21 protein-coding genes, 1 tRNA gene and 1 pseudogene are annotated in these 22905 nt (G+C 41.3%); 9 read left to right on the forward strand and 14 right to left on the reverse strand.

The window, feature by feature from the left end; translation table 11 throughout:
- Positions 1-20: 20 nt before the first annotated feature.
- Both ABM313_RS05885 and ABM313_RS05890 read right to left on the reverse strand, forming a co-directional pair.
- Positions 21-1355 carry a phycobilisome rod-core linker polypeptide gene (locus ABM313_RS05885; RefSeq protein ID WP_434686753.1) on the reverse strand — a complete coding sequence of 445 codons (1335 nt, stop codon included), beginning with the start codon at positions 1353-1355 and terminating at the stop codon, positions 21-23.
- Positions 1356-1486: 131 nt separating this feature from the next.
- The gene (locus ABM313_RS05890) at positions 1487-1957 is read right to left on the reverse strand and encodes a phycocyanin (protein ID WP_434686754.1); all 471 of its coding nucleotides are present in this window, start codon (positions 1955-1957) and stop codon (positions 1487-1489) included.
- Between the two features lie 660 nt (positions 1958-2617).
- On the opposite strand from ABM313_RS05890, the gene ABM313_RS05895 reads away from it, so the two are divergent.
- Together ABM313_RS05895 and ABM313_RS05900 are read left to right on the forward strand one after the other, a co-directional pair.
- Positions 2618-3625, forward strand: a complete 1008-nt coding sequence (locus tag ABM313_RS05895; RefSeq protein WP_434686755.1) for an ATP-binding cassette domain-containing protein — start codon at positions 2618-2620, stop codon at positions 3623-3625.
- Positions 3626-4129: 504 nt separating this feature from the next.
- Positions 4130-5719, forward strand: a complete 1590-nt coding sequence (locus ABM313_RS05900; protein WP_434686756.1) for a mechanosensitive ion channel — start codon at positions 4130-4132, stop codon at positions 5717-5719.
- A 68-nt stretch (positions 5720-5787) separates the two neighbouring features.
- Here ABM313_RS05900 and ABM313_RS05905 read toward each other — a convergent pair whose 3' ends face one another.
- A complete protein-coding gene (locus ABM313_RS05905) occupies positions 5788-6744 on the reverse strand; it encodes a sugar phosphate nucleotidyltransferase (RefSeq protein WP_434686757.1) in 957 nt (318 codons plus the stop codon).
- A gap of 61 nt (positions 6745-6805) precedes the next feature.
- On the opposite strand from ABM313_RS05905, the gene ABM313_RS05910 reads away from it, so the two are divergent.
- On the forward strand, positions 6806-7885 hold the full coding sequence (locus ABM313_RS05910; protein WP_434686758.1) for an LCP family protein: 1080 nt from the start codon (positions 6806-6808) through the stop codon (positions 7883-7885).
- A gap of 39 nt (positions 7886-7924) precedes the next feature.
- Here ABM313_RS05910 and ABM313_RS05915 read toward each other — a convergent pair.
- From ABM313_RS05915 to ABM313_RS05935, 5 genes and pseudogenes are all read right to left on the reverse strand, one after another.
- A tRNA-Arg gene (locus ABM313_RS05915) sits at positions 7925-7998 on the reverse strand.
- Between the two features lie 330 nt (positions 7999-8328).
- Positions 8329-9003 carry a DUF4033 domain-containing protein gene (locus ABM313_RS05920; RefSeq protein ID WP_434686759.1) on the reverse strand — a complete coding sequence of 225 codons (675 nt, stop codon included), beginning with the start codon at positions 9001-9003 and terminating at the stop codon, positions 8329-8331.
- Between the two features lie 284 nt (positions 9004-9287).
- A pseudogene (locus tag ABM313_RS05925) lies at positions 9288-9518 on the reverse strand (helix-turn-helix domain-containing protein); the annotation flags it as partial.
- Between the two features lie 80 nt (positions 9519-9598).
- On the reverse strand, positions 9599-9778 hold the full coding sequence (locus ABM313_RS05930) for a hypothetical protein (RefSeq protein ID WP_434686760.1): 180 nt from the start codon (positions 9776-9778) through the stop codon (positions 9599-9601).
- Positions 9771-10838, reverse strand: a complete 1068-nt coding sequence (locus ABM313_RS05935) for a D-alanine--D-alanine ligase family protein (RefSeq protein ID WP_434686761.1) — start codon at positions 10836-10838, stop codon at positions 9771-9773. The genes ABM313_RS05930 and ABM313_RS05935 overlap by 8 nt, the downstream gene beginning before the upstream one ends.
- 308 nt (positions 10839-11146) lie before the next feature.
- Between ABM313_RS05935 and ABM313_RS05940 the strand changes: the two genes are divergently transcribed.
- The 3 genes from ABM313_RS05940 to ABM313_RS05950 all read left to right on the forward strand — a co-directional run bounded on the left by ABM313_RS05940 (position 11147) and on the right by ABM313_RS05950 (position 14121).
- Entirely contained in the window at positions 11147-12295 is a 1149-nt protein-coding gene (locus ABM313_RS05940; RefSeq protein ID WP_434686762.1) for an ABC transporter substrate-binding protein, read from the forward strand.
- 97 nt (positions 12296-12392) lie between these two features.
- Complete coding sequence (locus ABM313_RS05945; protein ID WP_434686763.1) at positions 12393-13217, forward strand: ABC transporter ATP-binding protein; 825 nt, start codon at positions 12393-12395, stop codon at positions 13215-13217.
- 94 nt (positions 13218-13311) lie between these two features.
- A complete protein-coding gene (locus ABM313_RS05950; protein WP_434686764.1) occupies positions 13312-14121 on the forward strand; it encodes an ABC transporter permease in 810 nt (269 codons plus the stop codon).
- 178 nt (positions 14122-14299) lie between these two features.
- On the opposite strand, the gene ABM313_RS05955 is transcribed toward ABM313_RS05950, so the two are convergent.
- From ABM313_RS05955 to ndhC, 4 genes are all read right to left on the reverse strand, one after another.
- Positions 14300-14449: a hypothetical protein gene (locus tag ABM313_RS05955; protein WP_434686765.1), complete on the reverse strand. Its 150-nt coding sequence runs from the start codon at positions 14447-14449 to the stop codon at positions 14300-14302.
- Positions 14450-14855: 406 nt separating this feature from the next.
- Entirely contained in the window at positions 14856-15383 is a 528-nt protein-coding gene (locus ABM313_RS05960) for an NAD(P)H-quinone oxidoreductase subunit J (protein ID WP_434686766.1), read from the reverse strand.
- Positions 15373-16113 (reverse strand): NADH dehydrogenase subunit K, encoded by a 741-nt coding sequence (locus ABM313_RS05965; protein ID WP_434686767.1) that lies wholly within the window; start codon positions 16111-16113, stop codon positions 15373-15375. Before ABM313_RS05965 ends, ABM313_RS05960 begins: the two co-directional genes overlap by 11 nt.
- Positions 16110-16472 carry an NADH-quinone oxidoreductase subunit A gene (ndhC, locus tag ABM313_RS05970; RefSeq protein WP_434688380.1) on the reverse strand — a complete coding sequence of 121 codons (363 nt, stop codon included), beginning with the start codon at positions 16470-16472 and terminating at the stop codon, positions 16110-16112. Before ndhC ends, ABM313_RS05965 begins: the two co-directional genes overlap by 4 nt.
- Before the next feature lie 395 nt (positions 16473-16867).
- Between ndhC and ABM313_RS05975 the strand changes: the two genes are divergently transcribed.
- Positions 16868-17602 carry a heme oxygenase (biliverdin-producing) gene (locus tag ABM313_RS05975; protein WP_434686768.1) on the forward strand — a complete coding sequence of 245 codons (735 nt, stop codon included), beginning with the start codon at positions 16868-16870 and terminating at the stop codon, positions 17600-17602.
- A gap of 51 nt (positions 17603-17653) precedes the next feature.
- On the opposite strand, the gene hemH is transcribed toward ABM313_RS05975, so the two are convergent.
- Both hemH and ABM313_RS05985 read right to left on the reverse strand, forming a co-directional pair.
- Positions 17654-18805, reverse strand: coding sequence for a ferrochelatase (gene hemH, locus ABM313_RS05980; protein WP_434686769.1), 1152 nt, complete (start codon positions 18803-18805; stop codon positions 17654-17656).
- Between the two features lie 227 nt (positions 18806-19032).
- Entirely contained in the window at positions 19033-19776 is a 744-nt protein-coding gene (locus tag ABM313_RS05985; RefSeq protein ID WP_434686770.1) for a cobalt-precorrin-6A reductase, read from the reverse strand.
- Between the two features lie 345 nt (positions 19777-20121).
- Here ABM313_RS05985 and ABM313_RS05990 point away from each other — a divergent pair, with 345 nt between their 5' ends.
- The gene (locus ABM313_RS05990) at positions 20122-22170 is read left to right on the forward strand and encodes an eCIS core domain-containing protein (RefSeq protein WP_434686771.1); all 2049 of its coding nucleotides are present in this window, start codon (positions 20122-20124) and stop codon (positions 22168-22170) included.
- A 242-nt stretch (positions 22171-22412) separates the two neighbouring features.
- Complete coding sequence (locus ABM313_RS05995) at positions 22413-22904, forward strand: DUF4255 domain-containing protein (protein WP_434686772.1); 492 nt, start codon at positions 22413-22415, stop codon at positions 22902-22904.
- The last annotated feature ends 1 nt before the right edge of the window (position 22905 follow it).

A 22905-nucleotide genomic window follows, 5' to 3' on the forward strand; every position in this document is an offset into this window, starting at 1 on the left:
AGCTCGCCTTTTTTATTTGGTTATTTAGCGAGATTGCGGAGTAGCGATCGCTGATTTTCATTCATACTTTGCAAAATCTGTCTTGCATCACTGTTTTGCAACATTTGTAAAAGCTCTTCAATTTCTTCATTGAGCGCTTTAGAAACTGGCTCTTTAACTTTAGCTTTTTCGGCAACAGATTGATGATGATAGGCATGATCATGATGTTGATCAGCCTGATTCTCAGGCATCACGCAAGTACCTGTCTCACAATCCATGCCTAACTCTTGCCAATAGAGCGTTGGCACAGCTTTTCCATGCTGCCCAATATGCTCATGTTGGATCAAAGCACTCTGCAAGTAATTACGAGGTGAATCATGGAACTTCACATCACGAGCATAGGGAATAGTATGACAACCAAAAGCTTTGCGATATTCTTCAGAATCAAAGATTTTATGGAAGAAGGCATTGACACCATGCTTGGTTAATACATCTGTATACCCACTAATCTCTTCTTTATCATGGGCTGTCCTGCCAAGCAAATGCTTAAAGCTCAATTCCATAAATTTCAAATTAGAGCTATCACGATAAAAACTATCGAGATAAAGCTCAGATACCACTAGCTCTCCCAAGAAATGGCGCACATCAATTTTGCCAGCTAGAAAATCTTTCTCTAGGTGAGCAATCTCTTTTCGCTCAAACTCGTAGGGTTGACGCTCTAGCACTTGAGCGTAGATTTGAGCAAGTGCTTTTTGGCGATCTGCAGAGTGCACAGAATGACTAATTGCTTCTGAATCATGCATCATTTCTTCAGGAATGACACAAGTACCCGTTTCGCAATCCATGCCTAGTTGTTGCCAATAGATGGTGGGAATGACCTTGCCCCGTTGCCCCACATGCTCATGCTGAAGAAGATCTGTTTGAAGATAGTTACGAGGTGAATCATAGAATTTGACATTACGAGCATAGGGGATAGTAAAGCAGCCAAATGCTTTGCGATATTCTTCAGACCCTAGAATCTCCTGGAAAAATGCGGATACACCTTTCATCATCAGCAAATCCATATACTTGGTAATCTCTTCATGCCCTTGGATTGCTCTACCAAGCAAATGCTTGAAGCTCCATTCCACAAACTTGAGGTTAGAACAGTCCCGATAAAAGCTGTTGAGATAAACAGACGACATAACTAGTTCGCCAATGAAATGTTTTACCCCTAACTTTCCTTTAAGAAAATCTTTCTCAAGTTTGGCAATCTCTTTGCGCTCATATTCATAGGGCTGTCGCTCTAGCACTTGGGCATAAATTTGACGAAGTGCAATTTGACGATCTATCTCTGTGGACTTGCGATCAATGGTGATGGGGGTATGGGTAGCCATGACATCTTCTCCAAAAACTCTCTACAAAAAACTTCTAAAACATCGTTCAAACTGGCTATTAATTACCTAGAGTCTCGGAAGTAAATCTCTATAGCTTGTGCCATTAATTTTTTGGTAGGTAACATGCCTAGTTAAGCATTGAGCAGGGCTGCGATAGCCATTTCTGAATAAGGCTTCAACAAAGCTGCACATTCAGCAGGTAACATCTCGTCAACGACCGACTGCAAAAGACGATAAGCAGTAGAGCATTCTTTAGCAATTTGATAGGAATTGATGATATTTGCCAACCAATCCATCAGGGCTTCACGAAAGAAAAGTTCGTCATCACGTAATACTGATAGCGATGCATAACGAATTACGTTAGACATATCATATTTGCATCGTTGCAACTGTTTCTGAACTAATTCAGGATATTGCTGAGCCAAGAGTTTGAGCGATCGAATCGTAATTTCATCGGCGCGATCGCGCAATAGGTTATAGGTCTTGACACGCACTGAAAAGCTATTAGCAAAACGCTCCAAATTGACCAAATCACTATCGCTTAGATAAACGTGATCAATACTCGCAATTTTTTCATCCAAAGTGCGATTCATTGTTAGCATAATCTTCTTCTTACCCCTCAAATAAACTTAGTAAATATACTTATTCGGCTGCTGCAATCTTGAAAATAATCTTCTCGAAGTCCCCTTAATGAACAAGAATAGAATTCTATTTGACTGAATATTCAAGAATGAAATCAAAGTTAACTTAATAAAATATTTCGACACATAAAACTTTGCGCTTTCAAAAAATTTCTTGTTCTACATAAAGCCTAAACAAGTCGATTGTGTTAGGACAACAGCAAACCCCAAGAAGAGAATGGCGGCGCTAAGCGCCGCCATTCTCTTCTTGGGGTTTATGCCCTCATACACTTGGAGACAGCTATAGATGCAAGTTTTACTTACCCAAAAGATTAATGGCGATGCTTTACGCCATTAATCTTTTTTCCTTAAGTCTTACTCTAGATATTCCCTTCCTAGTCTAAAAATAACGTCAGTGCGACGCAAGCGAATCACGCTGCAAATGGCGATATCGAACTCACGTTAAGAATAAACATTAAAACCCAAGAATTTATTAACGCAAAGAAAAGTGCTGTAATACTAATTCTTGAGTGGGAAGGTAGTATTGCTTAAACATTGCTGAGAGCCTGAGATTTTATTGCAGTTTTAAGAACGACACGGTTAAAATGTATGTTTAATAGAACGTAATACTTAGATATATCCATGCAATCGGCAGTACGAATTGAAAATCTTAGAAAAACTTATGGCGAGACTGTTGCTGTAGATGGAATTTCTCTAAATGTTACACAGGGTCAGATATATGGGCTACTAGGTCCAAATGGAGCAGGCAAAACTACAACCATGCGTTGTCTCTGTACTTTGACTACTCCTGATTCAGGATTAATTGAGGTAGCTGGGGCAACAGATGCAAGAGCGATCCGCAATCGTCTAGGCTACATTGCTCAAGAGGTTGCTCTAGATAAAGTACTGACAGGACGAGAATTATTACGTTTTCAAGCGGCGCTGTATCACATTCCGCCAACACAAATTGGCGATCGCATTGATAGCGTATTAGATTTACTGCAACTAGAGCCTTACGCTGATAAGCTATCAGGGACATATTCAGGTGGTCTAAAAAAGCGCTTAGACTTGGCTGCGGGTTTACTCCATCAACCATCGGTACTCATTCTTGATGAGCCGACAGTGGGTTTAGATATCCAGAGTCGGATCGCAATTTGGGAGTTTTTACGCAAGCTCCGAGCTTCAGGTGTGACCGTATTGATTAGCAGTCATTACCTTGAAGAAATTGATGCACTTGCCGATCGCGTGGCAATTATTGATAAGGGCAAAATTATTGCTGAAGGCACAACCAATGATTTAAAGACTAAGGTTGGCGGCGATCGCATTACAGTCAGGATTCGCGAGTTTGCTGATCGCCGTGAAGCCGAACATGCGAAAAAGATTTTGCAGCAGTTACCAATTGTGCAAAGCATTACTATTAATTCGGCACAAGGTAATGCAGTTAACTTATTTGTTACTCCTGATGCTAATGCCATTAGTGAAATTCAAAACATTTTGGCAGCAGTTGATATTGAAGTATTTAGTTTGTCCCAGTCCAGACCTAGCCTTGATGATGTATTTCTTGCAGCAACAGGGCAAACCATTCTTGATGCTGAAATTGCTCAGTCAGAAATACTGACTGCAAGTAAAGGCAAAAAGAAGGGCAAATAGATTGACTATCCAAGGAAAAAAATACGCCACTCAGTGGCGTATTTTTTTCCTTGGAGTTTAGTAAACTTTTTTGTAGCAAATATAGCTGTCGCCATTTGTACTAGGACGAATCAAAACCCAAAAGACGAGTTGCGGCGCGAAGCGCCGCAACTCGTCTTTTGGGTTTGTGTCCTAACAAGACTGGCGACAGCTATATCGCAGCACAAGAGAAAGCTAGGACAAATTAAAAGCCAAGAAGTGAGGGGGCACTGCCCCTCACTTCTTGGCTTTTATGTCCTAAGCAAAAATTGCTTTGCTATCCAAGGAAAATCTTAACTATTGCTGTCTATTTCATACCTATAACTACATTTAATATACGGTGAGGGGTTATACCAAAGCACAAAATGACTGCGCCATTTTGTGCTTTTTAAACCATTACTGGGTTTAATTTTTAATTTATGAAAGTATCGTCTCACTTTTGTAAATTGGTATTACTTTCCTGAGTTCTTTACATTGAGGTGCCGTATGCGCGATTTCACGTCTTTCGTCTTGGCTCAAACCTCGACGACAAAAAGTTTTGCGATAGAAGATTTACTTCGACCTGATGGAATCGTATTTCAGCTTGTCTTTGCGATCGCTATTTTAGTTGGTGGCTGGGTAGTTGCCATATTTTTCTCTTCCATGACCGAAGGTTTACTGAAGCGCACTGATATTGATAATAAGCTGTCGAATTGGTTAACTGGTTCCCGTAGCAGTAGTTTGCCGATTGAGAAATGGGCTGGCACTACAGTTTTTTGGATTATTCTCCTATTTACTTTGGTAGGATTTTTCCAATTCCTCCGATTAGATGCAGTTGCTACTCCCTTAAATAGCTTACTAGCGCAAGTTGCGTCATTTTTACCTAAGCTCGGCGGTGCAGCGATTCTGGCTGGTATTGCATGGATCTTAGCTACCGTCAGCAAAGCCATTGTCGGACGATTTTTGCGAACAGCTCAAATTGATACGAAGGTGAATGAGAGTGTTGGGGATACCACCACACAAGTAATGCCCCTTAGTGAGACTTTATCCTCAGCTTTGTATTGGTTTATTTTGTTACTCTTTCTGCCATTGGTTCTAGATACTCTTGGCTTAGTTCAGGCTCTTCAGCCTTTACAAAATCTCGTCAATCAGATTTTGAGCGCTCTACCCAAAATCCTCAAAGCTGTGATGATTGGTGGTATTGGCTGGTTGATTGCCCAAGCTGTGAAGCGGATTGTCACAAATCTCTTGGCTACTAGTGGAGCAGATCGCTTCCTTCAGCGTTGGACTCCTAATCAAACTGAATATACCCTATCTCAAGTAGTTGGGAACTTCATTTATGTATTGATTCTGATTCCTACAGCCATATCTACTTTAGAAGCATTAGAAGTTGGCGCGATTTCTCGTCCAGCAACAGCAATGCTTGATCAAGTGTTGCGCTTCTTACCTCAAGTTTTTGTAGCTAGTGCGATTCTCACGGTTGCCTATTTCTTTGGTCAGTTTGCAAGAGATATCGTTTCTGGAATTCTCACAGGTTTAGGCTTTAACAATATTTTGCAATGGTTGGGATTTCCAGCGATCGCAGCTACTTCGCAAAGTAGTACATCTGCAACTGAAGATACAGACAACAACGCTATAACTTCACTCCCCACACAAACGCCCTCACAAATCGTTGGTATCATCGTATTTCTAGCAATTATGCTAGTGGCGATCGCTACAGCTACCGATGTTTTGCAGATCAATGCGCTGACTAGCATTGTTTTTGGGGTATTGTCAGTGTCTGGACAAGTTCTAAGTGGTGTAGTGATTTTCGCGATCGGCTTGTATCTTGCCAATCTTGCCTTTAACTTGATTACTAGCACTGGTGGCAGACAGGCAAGAATCCTCGGTCATGCGGCAAGGATTTCCATTATTGCGCTAATTACAGCGATGGCTCTCAAGCAAATGGGTATCGCTAGTAACATTGTTGATTTAGCATTTGGCTTATTGACTGGGGCAATTGCCGTAGCGATCGCCGTTGCCTTTGGACTCGGTGGTAAAGATATCGCTTCGCAACAGTTGCGTGAATGGCTAGAGTCATTCAAACGGAACGACTAAATCTAAAAAGATGCGCTAAACGCATATTTTTGGATAAAAAAAGCCTCGCAAAGCGAGGCTTTTTTTATCTAAACTAGCATTGAACCTGCGGCATACGTACCAGAGGCGATCTCCCTATTAATAAGAGAATTCGCTCCAATTAAAGTTTGCGATGGAATATGAGCATCTTTGCCAATAGAAGCATTTTCTCCCACATAACAAGGTGTATTCAAAACTGCTCCCTCAGCAACCTTAGCAGTTTTCGCAATCCAAACTCCTTTACTTCGCTTCTCAGCGCGATCGCCGAAATCAAATGGGACTTTTTCTTCCAATACATCAATCTGGGCTTGAAAATACTTCTCAGGTGTTCCCATATCCATCCAATAACCGTCCCATACAAACCCCATCATCTTCAAACCACGCTCTAAAACATTGGGGAAAACTTTCCGTTCAAAGCTTAGAGGTTCACCCATTGGATAGATGTCAAAAATCTTTGGTTCTAAAACATAGGTTCCTGCATTAATCGTATCAATACCTTGAGCAAGAAATTCTACCGCTTGTTCTGCATTTGGTTTCTCTCGAAAAGCTTGGACTTGACTTTGCTCATTAATTTCTACTAAGCCAAAAGGCGTAATATCAGGAACTCTTGTCAAAGTCAAAGTTGCATCAGCTTCAGTTGACTTATGAAACTTTATGAGCGCCGTCAAGTCTAAATTTGTAAGGATATCGGCATTGAATACAATTAATGACTCACCTGTGAAATATGGCTCTGCAAGCTTAATTGCGCCTGCGGTGTCAAGTGGTGTGGACTCTTCGACATATCGAATTTTTACACCAAAGCGATCGCCATCCCCAAAATAATCGATTACTTGTCGCGCTTGATACTGCACGTTTAGCAAAATGTCGCACACACTAGCTTCACGACAACGATTAATCATCCATTCTAAAAATGGGCGATCCACCAGAGGTAGCATTGGCTTAGGACAGCCATAGGTCAAGGGTCTGAGCCTTGTTCCTTTTCCACCAGCAATAATTACAGCTTGCATAGAGTTGTTGACTTGCGGTATATGTTGTTTGTTGAGCATTATAGAAGTTATGGAGTGGTGTGTGAGCAATAGACCGATAACTGCATCCAAAGTTCGGTCAGCCGATGCCACCAATCGTGCTGATTTGCCTATCAATTCACTAGAAACAACGCAAATCGATTTGCCTCAAACTACCATTACGAAAGTTAGACGCATCCCCTTTGCGAAAATTGGTTTTACTTTATCTCTACTACTCTCGGTAAGCGTGGGGGCTTTTTTAGGGCGAATTATCCCCATCAATGCCTTAGATTGGGGCGGATTATTAACGGGGCGTAAGCCCGAAGAAGTTTTGATGGAGGGCTTAGGTCGCAAGTTAGAAAGACCCTATCAGATTTTGGTAATGGGGGTTGATCGCGTACTTGACGCTCCTCTTGGCTCTCCTGAGTCCTTTAATGGTCGTAGCGATAGTATGTTGCTGATTCGTCTAGACCCGATTGATCGCTCTGTGTATATGCTATCAATTCCTCGCGATACCCAAGTACCAATTCCAGGCTATGGTGTAACCAAAATTAATGCAGCCAATGTCTACGGTGGTTCAGAACTCGCTCAAGAGGTTGTCTCAGAAAAGCTTAACGGCGTTGAAATTGATCGCTATGTTCGCCTTGATACCCACGGACTATCAGCTTTAGTTGATGCCCTTGGCGGCATTGAGGTAAATGTCCCCAAGCGGATGAAGTATGTTGACAATACGCAAAAATTAAATATCGATCTCTATGCAGGTGTGCAGACTCTAAATGGCGAACAGGCTGAAGGTTTTTCTCGCTTTCGCCATGATGAAGATGGAGACATTGGACGGATTAAGCGGCAACAGATTGTGTTGAAAGCAGTGAAGGCTAAAATTGCTAATCCTGCGGTTGTAATGCATCTTCCCGATTTGATTAACGTCATGCAAAAGCATGTGGACTCTAATCTCAGTTTTGACGAGATGATGGCGATCGCTACCTTTAGTATGACCTTAAAGCCTGAACAAATTCAAGCTACTAGTCTTAAAGGTAGACCGAGTGAGCCTAATGAGTTTCGCTTTAGTTATTGGATTGTGAGTCCTGAAGATGTCGATCAGGCGATTTCTAACAAATTTACAACCAAACAAAAAACTCAATAAAAAAGCAGCGCTAAGCGCTGCTTTTTTATTATTTTAGAACGGGCCAGGAGGGATTCGAACCCCCGACACCGTGGTCCGTAGCCACGTGCTCTAGTCCACTGAGCTACAAGCCCTTAACTCGCGAATCTAATGATAACACAGTGTGCAATCTTAACAAGCAAAAAATAAATTTTATTTTTTGCTTGTCATAAAAGTACTGTGAAGCAAAGCTTTTACAACGCTTTGTGCTCAAATCTAAACCAAGAGATTTTTTGAAAGTGTCGCTTCGCAACACTTTCAAAAAATCTTTTATGCCAATTCACAAAATGGCGCTGGACTAGCGAAGCTAATTTAACGTGAGTTCAATATCGCCATTTGCGGCGTGCGAAGCACGCCACAAATAGCGAAGAATGGTAAGAATCACTTAGCAATTCTTACCATTCTTCACTTTCGTCGAACTAACGTTAATTTAGCTTAGGACATGCATCATTAGCAAAGCTTGCTGTTGGGCATTGTTGCTTTAAGCATGGTTGATTAAAGTCGGGGTCATTTTCGGGAGCGAGAGGAATTTGTCCAAAAACCATCTCGCAACTTAAATCTTCAAAGTTGGGAGTCATGGTAAGGGGAATACCAAACTTCTCAGTGAAAAATGTTTGAGTTGGGACTTTACACATGTTGACACACATACCAACACAGCCGCTATCCACCAGATAACGACATTTTTTAATATGCACAGCCGAAGGTTGCGATCGCACTGTTCCATCGGCAAGCTTGATCTCAGCTTCAGTGACTTCACAGGGACCGACTAGCCACTCAAATAACTTTGCTGCAAACCATGCATTAAGAACACATACCAGTCTTGTTGGAGAAAAAAAAGTGCGAATAAACCAAAGTGCAGGTGCTGGTACTAAGGATTGCAATACTTGTGCTACAAGCACTTGCTGTTCTTGAGCGTTGCGTCCCTGCATAATTTGTTTCGACAAATCAACAAAGCCATCATAGCCGTCAATTTTGGTTCCCTTACCCAAAGCTTGCGCCATCTTGCGAGAAAACAGCTTAATGAACAAGCGATCGATTAGATTATCGTTGTATTCATCTTTAGCAATAGGCGCAATAGGTTGTACGGCTTTAGAATGCATAGATCTTTAAATCAGACTACCAAGATTTACTATGACGATCTTAACTGAATTTTTAATCACCCAGTACTTTGCATTGTGATTAGCTAGGCACAATTAGATTAAAGCAAGAGCCACAGCCTGTGACGCACGTTGTGAGCACGTCAATAGGTCATGACTCTTGCTTTAATGTATATTTAAAATAAGATAAAACATTTTAAACGAATCAAACATATGTCCATATAGATTTGTAAATCTACGGAAAAATGCTTAATTTTCAAATTAAATGCTTGATTTTATCTAATGAGCTAAAAATTAATAAACAAACTTGGATCGACATGGAAGAAATCACCAAGTGATTTTGCTTGGCTTTTGCTAATAGTTCTTTTGCCATTGACAACTTCAGAAACTACACCACGAGAGCCAATTATGCCCACAAGGTCTGTTTGTCTCATTCCATTCTCTTCCATTAAATGCAACAAAATGGAAAGAGGTGTTGACGCTGCTAACTGATAATGTTCATCTTCAAATTTTTCAATTATACCAATTCACGAAAGTGTGGCAACACTTTTGTGAATTAAAAACCAAACCCAGTAAGGGTTTTAAAAACGCAAAATGGCTACGCCATTTTGTGTTTTGGTATTAAAGAAACTAGAAGCCGCAGTATCTGTTCTTTTTCTAGAGACAGATTTTCTTCAGCTAGCAGACTTTCAACAATGCTCAAAGCGCGATCATTCTCTTCTTCAGTAGTAATAACTTGTGGTTGAATATCTGCTAATAATGCTTCATCTCTAAACATGCTTTTCAAGTGCTAACTCAACAAGCCGATCGCATAGTTCTGTAAACGGAATTCCCGAATATTCCCACAACTTTGGATACATACTTAGTGATGTAAATCCAGGGAAAGTATTAATTTCATTAATTAAAACCGTTCCCGTTGCTTCTACATAAAAGAAATCAACTCTAGCTAAACCCGAACCTGCCACAGTTTGAAAAGCTTTCACCGCCATTGACTGCACCGCTTGAGTTACGTTGTCAGGCAACTTGCTAGGAATAATCAGATCTGCCATGCCAGCAGTGTACTTGGTTTCATAGTCGTAGAAATCGCTCGTGAAAGTAATCTCACCGATCGCTGAAGCTTGGGGTTGCTCATTACCGAGAACTGCACATTCAATTTCACGAGCAGTTACACCTTGCTCAATAATGATACGCGGATCGTAACTAGTGGCACTAGCGATCGCCTCTTGTAGCTGCTGGCGATCGCGTACTTTAGAAATTCCCACCGATGACCCAAGATTAGATGGTTTCACAAAGCAGGGATAACCAAGCGTAGCCTCAATATGTTCACTCCAAGCCTGCTCATCCTGTAGCCATTGCCAACGATTTAAAGCTACGTACTTTACTTGAGGCAAACCTGCATTCGCAAAAATTGCCTTCATCGCGATCTTATCCATTCCCACCGATGAGGCAAGTACCCCATTACCAACATAGGGCTTGTGCATCAATTGCAATAGTCCCTGCACTGTCCCATCTTCACCATTAGGTCCATGCAAGACGGGGAACCAAAGATCAATTTGTTGAACTTCTGTTGGTAAGAAAAAAGCAGCATTGGTTAATAATTCTGTATCTTGTAAACTTTTGCCAGCATCTAGAACCTGTTGCGATACATCTGGACTACGCCATGTCCCATCACGCTGAATGTAGAAGGGTTGAACCTTGTATCGAGAATTTTGAGTAAGGGCTGAGGCGATCGCTTTTGCCGATGTAATTGACACATCATGTTCACCCGATTGTCCACCAAATAACAAACCGACATAAAGAGGGGATTTTGCTTTCAAATCTATCGATACACCTGTCATTAGTAAACACCCTCATCAAATTACTATCAAACTTTTAGTATTGAATACTTTACATTAAAGTCTTGAAGTATAACTATTGCCAGTCATTTTAGAAACTCAAAACGGAGTGGCGGCGCTTCGCGCTGTCACTCCGTTTTTGGTTTCAGTTATACGTTGACCATCAGACCCAGATTACTGATAAATTGAGGTCAAGGCTGTTCCGAGAGGCATATTTCTTTGTATTGATCTATACAGAAACTTCTTTTCTACTCACCTTAAATACAAGTTAGTTTTGTATACAGTATACATTTTAACTCTACAGGGCAATAATGCTTCATACCTTTCAGAAACAGTTAAATAGAATTCTCCTTATTGCCGTCTCAACAGCTTTGCTTGCTGCTTGTAATTCTGCGCCACCAACTACAAGTACAACTTCTGGAGACAAGACTGCTGCTCCTACTACTGCGTCATCTCCCCAAGCTGGTAGTACGGACAAGAAGGAAAAACAAAAGATTCGTGTACAACTACCTTTTTTGAAACAAAGTCTTGATGCACCTCTGATTTGGGCGATCGAAAAGGGTTACTTTGCTGAAGAAGGGTTGGATGTCAGTTATGAACGTGGGTTCGGTAACGCTGACACGATCAGTAAGCTTGGTACTGGCAAGTATGACATGGCATTTAGCGATGTCTACAATGCAATGGAATTCAATGACAAGAATCCTAATGACAAAATTGTTGCGGTAGCCTTTTATCAAAACAAGGCTCCTTTCTCAATTGTCACTTTCAAAGCAAATGGAATTAAAACTCCTGCTGACCTAGTTGGCAAGAAACTAGGTGCGCCCGCAGGTGACGGCCCACGTAAGCTTTTTCCACTTTTTGCTAAGGAAGTAAAGATTGCTCCTGATTCAGTCACTTGGGACACCATGGAGCCTAAACTGCGTGAGACTTTCCTGTTACAAGGCAAAGTTGATGCAGTCAGTGGTTTCTATACGTCAGTTATTCCGTCCTTGATCAAGGGTGGAAAGACAATGGATGACATCCAAATCTTCTTCTATGATGAATATGGTTTGGATTTCTATGGCAATGGAATTTTGGTTAAACAAGATTTTATGACCAAAAATCCTGATGCTATTAAAGCATTCCTCAAAGCTTACTTCCGTGGAATGCAGGAAGTCGTCAAAGATCCCAGTGCAGCACTTGATCTAGTTATCTCTACAGATCAAAGTAAGTTGATGGATCGAGAAGCGGAGAAACTTCGCCTAAAATTGGCGATCGAGCGCATGTACGTGACTCCAGAAGTCGAAGCGGCTGGTTTTGGTGGAGCGGATATGAAGCGCTTAGAAAAGAGCATTGCTCAAACGGTTGAAGGGTTTAACTTAAAGCCCGCTACTGTGGCTGATCTATTTACAGATAAGTTTCTACCTCCTAAAGAGAAACGGATGGTTCCTCCTGCTAGCGATCGCAAACCACTACTCTAAGTCTCAAATAATCTAAAAAGATTGGCTTAGCCAATCTTTTTAGATTATTTACCGTAATTTCTGACTCCCCTCAACCTCATCAAATGGTTTAACTAAAATGGTACAACCTTTAACTTCTGAGTCTACTGAAGCTACTGCTCCTTCGATGCCCCTGCTAGAGTTTGATCGCATCGGTTTAGAATATCCCTTTGGCGATACCATGAGACGAATTATTCAAGAAGTATCGCTTGATATCCAACCTGGTGAATTTGTGTCATTTGTGGGTCCCAGTGGATGCGGTAAAACCTCCATTTTACGCATGGTTTCAGGGTTGAGTCCTACTAAAATTGGTGAATTGCGCTGCCACGGTCAAGCGGTAACTAAGCCCCTCAAAAACGTGGGTATTGCTTTCCAAAATCCTGTGCTATTACCTTGGCGACGCACTATTGATAATGTCCTATTGCCACTAGAAGTTGTACATCCCTATAAGCGTGACTTTAAAGTTAACCATACACGCTATGTGGAAATGGCTCAAAAGCTTCTACAAGCAGTAGGGTTAAAAGACTTCCAGCAGCAATTTCCTTGGCAATTGTCAGGTGGTATGCGCCAGAGAGCCTCTCTCTGCCGTTCCCTAATTCATCAACCAGAAATTCTCTTGTTAGATGAACCATTTGGAGCTTTAGATGCCTTTACCCGTGAAGAAATGTGGGTAATGTTGCAAAAACTATGGATGGAGGCAAAGTGTGTAGGCATTCTCATCACTCACGATTTGCGCGAAGCTGTATTTCTATCAGATACAGTTTATGTGATGAGTCCACGACCTAGTGAAATCGCTTTCAAGCTCAAGATTGATCTACCTCGCCCTCGAACTTTAGAGATGTGTCTTAGTGATGAGTTTGCTCATCTTGCGGCTGAGTTACGTCGTCATATTCATAAAAACTAGGAAATAATTCCTAAATCACTTTGGTTATTGCATTATTGCAAAACTTGTCTCCAGAGTTGTCATTAGCTTTAATATTCAATAGTGAGGAAAATACATGCAGGGAACGATTGAGAATTCAAGGCGATCAACTAAAAAGTTTGATTTTAATGCTTTTCTAAATACTAAGGCAGCTACAATCGTTTTACCAGCGATCGCTACAGTTTTGCTATTTATCTTCTGGGAAATAGCTGTTTGGGCTTTCAAGATTCAGCCTTTTAATTTGCCTGCACCGTCTAAAATTATTGAAGCTGCAATTAAGTTTGCTCCACAGCTAACAGAAAACTCTTTGCGTACAGTTTGGACGACTTTTGCAGGTTTCGCGATCGCTAGCTTTGTTGGTGTAGTTCTCGGTTTTCTAATTGGTTACTCCAAATTCATTTACTTAACTTTCTATCCATTACTAGTTGCTTTTAATACAATTCCTAAATCTGCACTAGTACCACTACTGGCAGTTTGGTTCGGAGCTAATGCCATTCCTGCGATCGTCACTGCTTTTTTACTTGCTTTCTTCCCAATCGCGGTTAACGTTGCTCTGGGATTAGAGACAATTGAGCCTGAGATGAAAGATGTTTTGTACGCTTTGGGCGCATCTGACTTTGAGATTTTCCAAAAGGTGGGCTGGCCACATACTTTGCCCTATGTATTTGCCTCTCTCAAAATTGCTGTTTCTTTTTCCTTTATTGGAGCTGTAATTGCCGAATCGATCGCGTCTAACGCAGGTTTAGGTTATCTAATCGTTCAAGCAGCTTCTGACTTCAATGTACCTTTAGCCTTTGCGGCACTGATTGCGCTTGCTATTTTAGGTGTCATGCTCTATGCCTTGTTTGTTGCCATAGAAAAGAAAGTCATCTACTGGGCAAGATAATCTTCGAGTAAATAGCCATAAAAAAGCGGCGCGATGCGCCGCTTTTTTATTCGGGATAGATAAGATAAGTACAACATCTAACAACCAAAGCAGTAAAAGCCTCGCGAAGCGAGGCTTTTACTGCTTTGGTTTCCTAAGAGGGTTCGCATCGCGAATCCTCTTAGGAGCTAGTTTGAAATTAATCCGAACTGAGATTATTTAGGTTTTGGCAACCAAGCCCAATGACAGTAATTGGGGTGTAAGTGATCTTTTGGCTCATGGCTTTCAAGAGCGTTTTCACATATTTGGCGATCTCGATAATCTCTATATGCTTGTTGTTGGTTTTCACGGTAAGCTTTCATTTTTTTACTCACAAATTAACTTTTATATTTGTATTATAAACTACAAAATGTCCAATGAAACAAAAAAGGTCACTATTTGATGACCTTTTTTGTTTCATTAACGTGAATTCGATATCGCTATGCTTGTTAGGACATAAAAACCAAATAGTGTGAGGCGGCGCTTCGCGCCGCCTCACACTATTTGGTTTTTGATTTGTCCTGATACAGGTGACTATAGCTATAGCTGTCGCCAAGTGTATTAGGACATAAACCCCAAGAGGCGAATGGCGGCGCGAAGCGCCGCCATTCGCCTCTTGGGGTTTTGCTTGTGTCTTAACACAAGTGACTGTAGCTATATAAAATATCTAGCTTGACCTCAACCTAAAAAAGAAGCACCCTTTGGGTGCTTCTTTTTTAGTATGCGTCTTGTAACTCGTAAAAGTCTGGTGTGACGTAATCCTTACGCATGGGATAGCCAATCCAGTCTTCGGGCATGAGAATCCGTTTGAGATTGGGATGCCCTTCGTAGACGATGCCGTACATATCGAAGGTTTCACGCTCTTGCCAATCAGCAGTTTTCCAGATCCAGTAGACCGATGGACAACGCGGATCAGTACGAGGAAGAAAGACCTTAATGCGGACTTCTTCGAGGCGATCGCTTTTGTTAATTCCTTCATCAGTAAGCTTAGCGAGATGATACATACTCACCAAACTATCGCCAGCGCCAGCATCATAACCACATTGACACATCATGTAGTTGAAGCCATAGGCATAGAGCGCAGTCGAGAATGGTAATAGGAATTGGCGATCGATTTTGAGAATGGGAACACCTTGCTTATCCAAGCCCAAAAACTCATGCTCAAAGCCATTATTCGTTAGCCATTGCGAAACTGGGGCAGTTACCTCAGTTGTAGCTAAAGCCGCTTCTTGATTATCTGCCAACTGTTTCTACCTCCTTCTGAGCCATTTGCAAAGCGGGTAAAGGAATACCAGATTCGACTAATTCCTTTGGTGGAGCCATACGGCTAGGCATTTCTAGATATTGTCCAGTCAAGATTGGATCAACCACTTTCATTTCATGCTTTACCGCATAGTAACGATGGGTGCGATCGAGGTTAGCTCTTTCTTTAAATCCTTCCGTACCGATTTTTTTACGCAATTTGATGATCGCATCCATAATTGCTTCAGGGCGAGGAGGACACCCCGGGATATACACATCAACAGGAATCAGCTTATCTACACCGCGCACTGTGGTGTAAGAATCGGTACTAAACATGCCGCCTGTGATTGTGCAAGCGCCCATCGCAATTACATATTTTGGTTCTTGCATCTGTTCATAGAGACGCACCAAGGCAGGAGCCATTTTCATGGTGACTGTCCCTGCGGTGATGATCAAGTCAGCTTGACGAGGGCTAGAACGGGGCAATAGACCGAAGCGATCAAAGTCAAATCTGGAGCCAATCATGGCAGCAAACTCGATGAAGCAGCAGCTAGTGCCATAGAGCATTGGCCAGAGGCTAGACATTCTCGACCAATTATAAAGGTCGTTGAGGGTGGTCAAAACGACATTATTTGATAAGTCTTGGGTGACTTGTGGTGTTGCTGCGGGATTAATGAGTCGTTGCGTTTGTTCTTCAATGCTGAAGTCCAGACCAACATTTTCGGATTTCATGACCATTCTAAGGCTCCTTTTCTCCAAGCGTAGACTAGACCTAATACAAGAATGCTAATAAAGATGAGTGCTTCCACAAAGGCAAGCAAGCCAAGTTTACTAAAGGCAACTGCCCAAGGGTACAAAAATACCGTTTCTACGTCGAAGATAACGAAGGCAAGCGCGAACATATAATAACGAATATTAAACTGTATCCAAGCTCCCCCAATGGGTTCGCAACCAGATTCGTAAGTGGTACGACCTGCTGCTCCTGATTGTTTTGGGCTGAGTAGAGACGATAGTGCTAGCCCCGATATGGGAACTAGTGTACAAACGATGATGAATACCAGTAAGTATTCGTATCCGCTTAAAACCAAGATGTATTACCTCTTCAAGCTAGCTTGACTAAAATCTAATTTATAGCGGCGGATATTAGCAACTGCTACAAATTAGGAGATCCTGACTACATTATATGGGCGTAGGGGTAGATGAAAATTTGTAACAGACTAGAAATTTTTCTATACATTGGCTTATATACTGGAATAATGTCTCAGAAACCAACGGTTTGAGGCTTTAGCGGTGATCGCAGTTTTTTGGCTAACCCGCAATTATCCCCCAAATTACTCGCAATTATTATTTATTTATCCCAGCATATATTTCCATAATCGTTTTTATTGCTGTTTTTACTACTAATTTAAAATTCAGGCTATGGGCGATCTACGTTACTTAGCTTGAGTGATAACACTATTTTTATTTAAAAAGTTTAGGAGAATCCATGAGTCAAGGTTTAGCAACGCTTTTGCGTGTAGGTACACAAAAATCGCACTCTGCCGCAGAAAGCACAGATTTTATTAAATGTTTTCTAAAGGGTGTAGTTAACAAGACAGCCTATAGCCGACTCGTCGGTAACCTTTACTTCGTTTACAAAGCGATCGAAGCAGAGTTTGAAGTTCACAAAAATGATCCTGTTCTGAGCAAGCTCTACTACCGTGAATTGTGGCGTGAAAAGAGTCTTGAACTCGATATGTTGTTTTATTTTGGCTCCAATTGGCGCGAAGCAGTAAAGCCTACTCCTGCTTGCGAAAAGTATCTTGCTCGTATCCGTGAGATCTCTGCTAATGACCCAGTATTGTTAGTTGCCCATGCCTATACTCGTTATATGGGCGACCTTTCTGGTGGTCAAATTCTCAAGAAAATCGCTAAGGAGTCGATGGGATTGACTGAAGGCGATGGCACTGCTTTCTATGAGTTCAATGACATTCGCAATCATGGCGAGTTCAAAAAACGCTACCGTGAAGCTCTAGATACCCTGCCTGTGGATGCTGCTACTGCTGAGCGCATTGTAGATGAAGCCAATGCTTCATTCCATATGAATATGGCGATGTTCCGTGAGCTAGAAGGTAACTGGCTACTTGCTCTAACCAAGTTTGGCTGGAATTCTCTAGTTACAAAGATCAAGGGTGAACCCAAGAATACCTCTGTACGGCGCGAATCTAATGCTGCTAGCTAGTTAACAACAATAAAAAAGGGGCGCTTTGCGCCCCCTTTTTTATTGGGAAATTTATTGAAAGATTTGTCCGCGTCCTAACCAAAGCTCTAGGAGCAAAATTAGAAAACCTAACATTGCTAAGCGTCCATTCCAAACTTCGGCGGATTGGGTCATTCCCCATTCCCAACGCTCTTGAGGATAGAGTTTGGTATTTTTTTGAGGCTGAATTGTTTCGGCAAAGGCAATGGGGCGATCGCGTAAAGCTTTAAGCACAACATCGGCTAAGGCTTGGATAAACGTAGGATCAGTATCAGGAGCAGGAACTCGTGCAAAGGTTTCTATGCCTGCATGTTCAGCTATTTCTCGATATTCCATATCAATTTCTTCTAAGGTTTCGATATGCTCTGATACAAAACTAATAGGAACTACGACTAGTTCCTTTACCCCCTGTGTCGCTAGCTCCTCGATCGCCACATCAGTGTATGGCTGCAACCATTCAACTGGACCCACACGACTTTGATAGGCAAGCTTATAGGAGTTGGAGCGATTGAGTTTTTGCATAATCATCGCGGCGCAAGTTTCGATTTCCTTTTGATAGGGATCGCCTGCTTCTTCGATATAGCTGACAGGTACACCGTGAGCACTAAAGAAAATATAGGCTTCGTTGGGATTTTTAACTTGATCGAGTTTTTGGGAAATGAGGTTTGCCATCGCTTGCAAATAGCCTGCATTGTCATACCAAGAAGGTACAACTGTATATTTGATTTTTTGTAATTCTGGATCGGTCTTCCAGATGCGATCAAGTAATCGAAAACTAGAACCTGTGGTGCTAATTGAAAATTGTGGATACAAGGGTAAGATCACTAATTCTTCGATCTGATCGCGTTTGATTTGGGCGATCGCCTCTTCAGTGAAGGGATGCCAATAGCGCATACCCAAATAAACATTTACATCATGCCCAGCTTGCTGAAGCTGCGATCGCAGAGCTTGTCCTTGAGCTTCAGTGATGCGCCTTAGTGGTGAGCCACCACCAATTTTTTTGTAATTTTCCTGAGATTTTTTAGCCCGTAGCGTCGAAATTAACCAAGCTAGTGGAGCTTGCAGTAATGGTGAAGGCAAGCGAATAATTTCTGGGTCAGAAAATAAGTTATACAAAAACGGGCGGACATCTTCTAATTTGTCTGGTCCACCGAGGTTCAGCAGTAAAACGCCTAGTCGCCCCATATCAATCGCTATATCCTTTTATAATTTTGGATTTGTTATTAAGATCAAGTTTCATTAATTATAGCTAGGGTCAGGATCGTTATACCGTTTTGTACTGATCTTAAACCTATAGCAATGCAAGATTTTCTTAAGACATAAAGCCCCAATCAATGAAGACGGCGCAAAGCGCCGTCTTCATTGATTGGGGCTAGTTAGCTTTTTCGTATTCCTGAGCTATTTTCAAAAAACTAAAGCTGATTTAACCATGCGATCGCTTCTTCGATACTCGTGACTTTTTCACCTTTAGGCATGACGGGGCGCTGCACCATAATAATGGGAATTCCCAATTCCCTTGCGGCGATAATCTTGGCATAGGTCGCATTGCCGCCGCTATTTTTACTAACGATCGCCTGAATTTGATAGTCTCGCAATAATTGCCGCTCCTGTTCTAAACTAAATGGTCCACGATCAAGCAGTAACATGCTATTAGGTAATTCCAGATCGGGCGGATCGATGGAGCGCATTAAGTACCAGATATGCGGACTAATGTGCGATCGCTGTAAAAATGGCTCTAGTTGTTGTCTTCCTGATGTAATAAACACTCGATTTACCGATTCAGGAATGGCAATTGCTGCGGCTTCTACACTTTCTACTTCGATCCAATTGTCGCCAGCTAGTTTCTCCCATTGGGGACGAACGAGCATGAGGTGAGGGATGTTAACTGATTGTGCCGCGATCGCGCCATTAATAGTAATTTGTCCTGCACAGGGATGGGTAGCATCCATGAGAATATCAATAGAATTTGCTTGTAAGTATTGGGCTAATCCTTCTGCGCCACCAAATCCACCAATGCGAAACTTTCCAACTAGGGCGGCTGGTTTCTTGGTACGTCCTGCGAGGGAGCTAATGACTTCTATTTCGGGAATAGTGGTTAGTTTGGCAGCGAGTTTCACTGCATCACCCGTGCCACCCAAAATGAGAACTTTTTTCATGATTAGAGATATAGAGATATCAGGAACTATTTTTTGCTACTTATGGAGTTTTTGGAGATTGTATTTAGATAACATCTAATCAGGGACGTAGTAGTCATGTGACTCACTAGTAATACCAATTCACGAAAATGTGGCAACACTTTTGTGAATTAAAAACCAAACCCAGTAAGGGTTTTAAAAACACAAAATGGCTACGCCATTTTGTGTTTGGGTATAATTTGGTTGACTACATTACAAAGTTTAGTAAAATTGCGATCGTAGGTGAATATTTAGTAAGATAATCTTGAAATAATCAAATAAAACCATACTTAAGAATCATAATCTGATAGTAAAGGGAGTTTAATAATGGGAACAAGGCGTAAAAGTTTAGTAACACCGCAAGCCGAAAAAACTTCCTATTCATTTAAACCCCAACATTTTGAGGATGAGTGGTCAAGTCCAGTTAATGTATTACTAGAAGAGACGATTAAGCCACCCAAGCCACATTTTCATGGTTTGTCGCAGGAGTTGGCTGCATCGTTTACAACAAGTTTTATCCAGCCAAAGTTAGTAATTGGCAACCCAAGCGATCGCTACGAACAGGAAGCTGATCGAGTCGCCTCTGATGTCGTCCAAAAGATTCATTCACCACAACTTACTAACCAATCTAAAACCATTCAACGTAAGGAATTTAGAGAAAATGTATCATATGACATAGAGTCTGATTTGGAATCATCAATTCAACAGACAAGAGGTCGTGGACAGTCATTAGATGCAACCCTACAAGCAACGATGGGACAGGCAATGGGTGTAGATTTTAGTGGTGTGAAAATCCATACAGATTCGCAGTCTGATCACTTAAATCAGTCAATTCAATCCAAAGCATTCACAACTGGACGAGATATTTTCTTTAGGCAAGGAGCTTATAATCCAAGTAGCCGTGATGGACATGAGTTAATTGCTCACGAATTGACTCATGTGGTACAGCAAAATCATCCAATTGGAAGTTCTCAAACTTCTACTAATGGTTTGGGTAAGATGACTGTTCAGAGAAAGACTGAAATGGATGAAGAAGATTGGTCGCCTGAGAGTGCGGCATATTATATGATGAATAAGCAGGATGGTTTAAGGGGACAAAATAAAGCGAATGCATCTGTCTGGTATAACACATTGTTCTCGTCTGGACTTACTGAAGATGATCCTAAATATAATGAAGATCAAGAAAGAGTATTAAAAGAGCAACAAGCTATGCTTAAACGACACTTTCTTGCACAAGCTGTTTTTGGAGTGCAAGGTGGTACTCAATTCAAAAAAGGGAAGAAAAGAATAGGGAGGAATGATATACCTGATGTAGCAGAAAATTACAGACCCATTGAAGAATTTCAAAGTGATGAAGTATCAGCAAACTTAGCAACATTAGCATCAGGTGGCGGTCGCTTTAATTATCGTTCAGAAACTGGTATTGGAGATCTTTTTAATAATTTTTTGATGTTAGGAGAGATGCGTAGTGATGAAAGTTTAGATAATCGTAGAGACATAACAGGAGGAGGTCATGGTGGTCAGATGCCTACTTCATACATGGGAGCATATCAACGGGTAGGAACTCATGGTGAAGACTTTAGTACTGGACATATTCAAGAAGTAGATAAAACAACAGGTGGCATTGACTCTACAGGATTTGACATTCCTATTGGAGGTATTGGGTTGAAGTTACATGATACTAAAGGACGTGATGTGACAACAGGATATCAAGGTGTATCTGAAGCTGCACGTAGAGGTAGACATAGAGGAAGCAACACTAAGAAATATCAAACTGGTCATGGATTTCATCGTCATGCAACAGATGGAATGCAAAGTCTAACTCAAATCGCTTTTGAAGGAAGCGCTCCTCATACAGATAATATTCATGGAGGTTCTCATGGAGTTGCTGCAACTGTGGGTAAAAAAGTTTTCGGTGGAGCATCGGAAAGCACTCTTACTGGTCAAGATAAGCGTAGTACGTTAGGTTTACCCTCTAAGATAGGTGGCATTAAAGCAGATGTAACTGAAGCTGGCTTAGGAACACTAGAAAAAGCATATGGCTTACTTAAAAGATTAGAAAATTCGCCTTATCCTCATCTTAAAGGTATGGAGAAAAAGTTCTATCAAAAGTTATTGACATCTACTACAGCAGAAGAACGTAATGAGATAATTGATGACATCTTAGGTTTAGAGGAAAGAATAATTCAATCTGAGATACAGACTAATAGAAATGATGAAGTTGATTCCTCGTTGTTACCTCACAAACTTCTAGGTCTTAGCCCTGAATCTCGTATAATAGAGGATTTATTCAACCATCCTATGATTGAAAAATTTCGACAGGCACAAGGAGAACAAGAATTGGTTCAGGATGATAATGATGACTGGCAGACATAGTAGTTTGATTGCTGATGATAGATTTTTAGCTAATGCGATCAGCGTTCTTGTAGGTTAGTTTGAAAAATTAAACTCAACAGCAAAATTAGCCAAGGTAAACATTTAATACAGAGTCTATACAACTAGACTTGATGCGTGACAGGATTATTTCATCAATACTCTTATAAGTACATAGTTAAAGCTTTTTACCCCCCAAGAAAGTTTGCTTAGCGAAGTAAAGATCACTAGATGAGAGCCGAGTTATGCTTCAAGACTTGGATAGTACCTTAAAGGAACTGTTAGAACGCGAACTGCCATCAGATTTACTGCCATCATTGACAGAGAATATTAGCTTCGATGCACCTGTGCAAACTAACAAACCTAATGGTATTAATCTTTTTCTGTATGACATCCGAGAGAACATGGATTTGCGTAGTGGCATTACTGAGTATGAGCGTCAAGGTATTGGCTCAGCGATAAAAAAACGTCCCGCAGTTCGCGTAAATTGTTCTTATTTGATTACAGCTTGGTCGGTATCTGATAGAGCAGTACAAGACGAGCACAAGATTTTGGGCAACGTCATGAAGGTGTTATTGCGCTATCGCAAACTTCCTCAGGAGGTACTACAGGGAAGTCTAAAGGATCAAGAACCACCGATTCGATCTGCTTTGTTAGGACCAAATCTGTTACAAAGCTTTGGTGAGTTTTGGCAAGCGATGGGTGGGAAGCCCAAAGCTGCCTTAAATTACACGTAAT

This window comes from Pseudanabaena minima str. Chao 2107, assembly GCF_051131155.1.
Lineage (GTDB): Bacteria > Cyanobacteriota > Cyanobacteriia > Pseudanabaenales > Pseudanabaenaceae > Pseudanabaena > Pseudanabaena minima.

Bases quoted from the DNA above. Each gene is read 5' to 3' on its own strand.
- ABM313_RS05995 (WP_434686772.1), top strand. From the start codon at position 22,413: ATGCTTCAAGACTTGGATAGTACCTTAAAGGAACTGTTAGAACGCGAA.
- ABM313_RS05895 (WP_434686755.1), top strand. From the start codon at position 2,618: ATGCAATCGGCAGTACGAATTGAAAATCTTAGAAAAACTTATGGCGAG.
- ABM313_RS05965 (WP_434686767.1), bottom strand. From the start codon at position 16,113: ATGAAATCCGAAAATGTTGGTCTGGACTTCAGCATTGAAGAACAAACG.
- ABM313_RS05950 (WP_434686764.1), top strand. From the start codon at position 13,312: ATGCAGGGAACGATTGAGAATTCAAGGCGATCAACTAAAAAGTTTGAT.
- ABM313_RS05905 (WP_434686757.1), bottom strand. From the start codon at position 6,744: ATGCAAGCTGTAATTATTGCTGGTGGAAAAGGAACAAGGCTCAGACCC.
- ABM313_RS05900 (WP_434686756.1), top strand. From the start codon at position 4,130: ATGCGCGATTTCACGTCTTTCGTCTTGGCTCAAACCTCGACGACAAAA.
- ABM313_RS05945 (WP_434686763.1), top strand. From the start codon at position 12,393: ATGGTACAACCTTTAACTTCTGAGTCTACTGAAGCTACTGCTCCTTCG.
- ABM313_RS05935 (WP_434686761.1), bottom strand. From the start codon at position 10,838: ATGACAGGTGTATCGATAGATTTGAAAGCAAAATCCCCTCTTTATGTC.
- ABM313_RS05985 (WP_434686770.1), bottom strand. From the start codon at position 19,776: ATGAAAAAAGTTCTCATTTTGGGTGGCACGGGTGATGCAGTGAAACTC.
- ABM313_RS05975 (WP_434686768.1), top strand. From the start codon at position 16,868: ATGAGTCAAGGTTTAGCAACGCTTTTGCGTGTAGGTACACAAAAATCG.
- ABM313_RS05885 (WP_434686753.1), bottom strand. From the start codon at position 1,355: ATGGCTACCCATACCCCCATCACCATTGATCGCAAGTCCACAGAGATA.
- ABM313_RS05890 (WP_434686754.1), bottom strand. From the start codon at position 1,957: ATGCTAACAATGAATCGCACTTTGGATGAAAAAATTGCGAGTATTGAT.
- ABM313_RS05920 (WP_434686759.1), bottom strand. From the start codon at position 9,003: ATGCATTCTAAAGCCGTACAACCTATTGCGCCTATTGCTAAAGATGAA.
- ABM313_RS05940 (WP_434686762.1), top strand. From the start codon at position 11,147: ATGCTTCATACCTTTCAGAAACAGTTAAATAGAATTCTCCTTATTGCC.
- hemH (WP_434686769.1), bottom strand. From the start codon at position 18,805: ATGGGGCGACTAGGCGTTTTACTGCTGAACCTCGGTGGACCAGACAAA.
- ABM313_RS05930 (WP_434686760.1), bottom strand. From the start codon at position 9,778: ATGTTTAGAGATGAAGCATTATTAGCAGATATTCAACCACAAGTTATT.
- ABM313_RS05990 (WP_434686771.1), top strand. From the start codon at position 20,122: ATGGGAACAAGGCGTAAAAGTTTAGTAACACCGCAAGCCGAAAAAACT.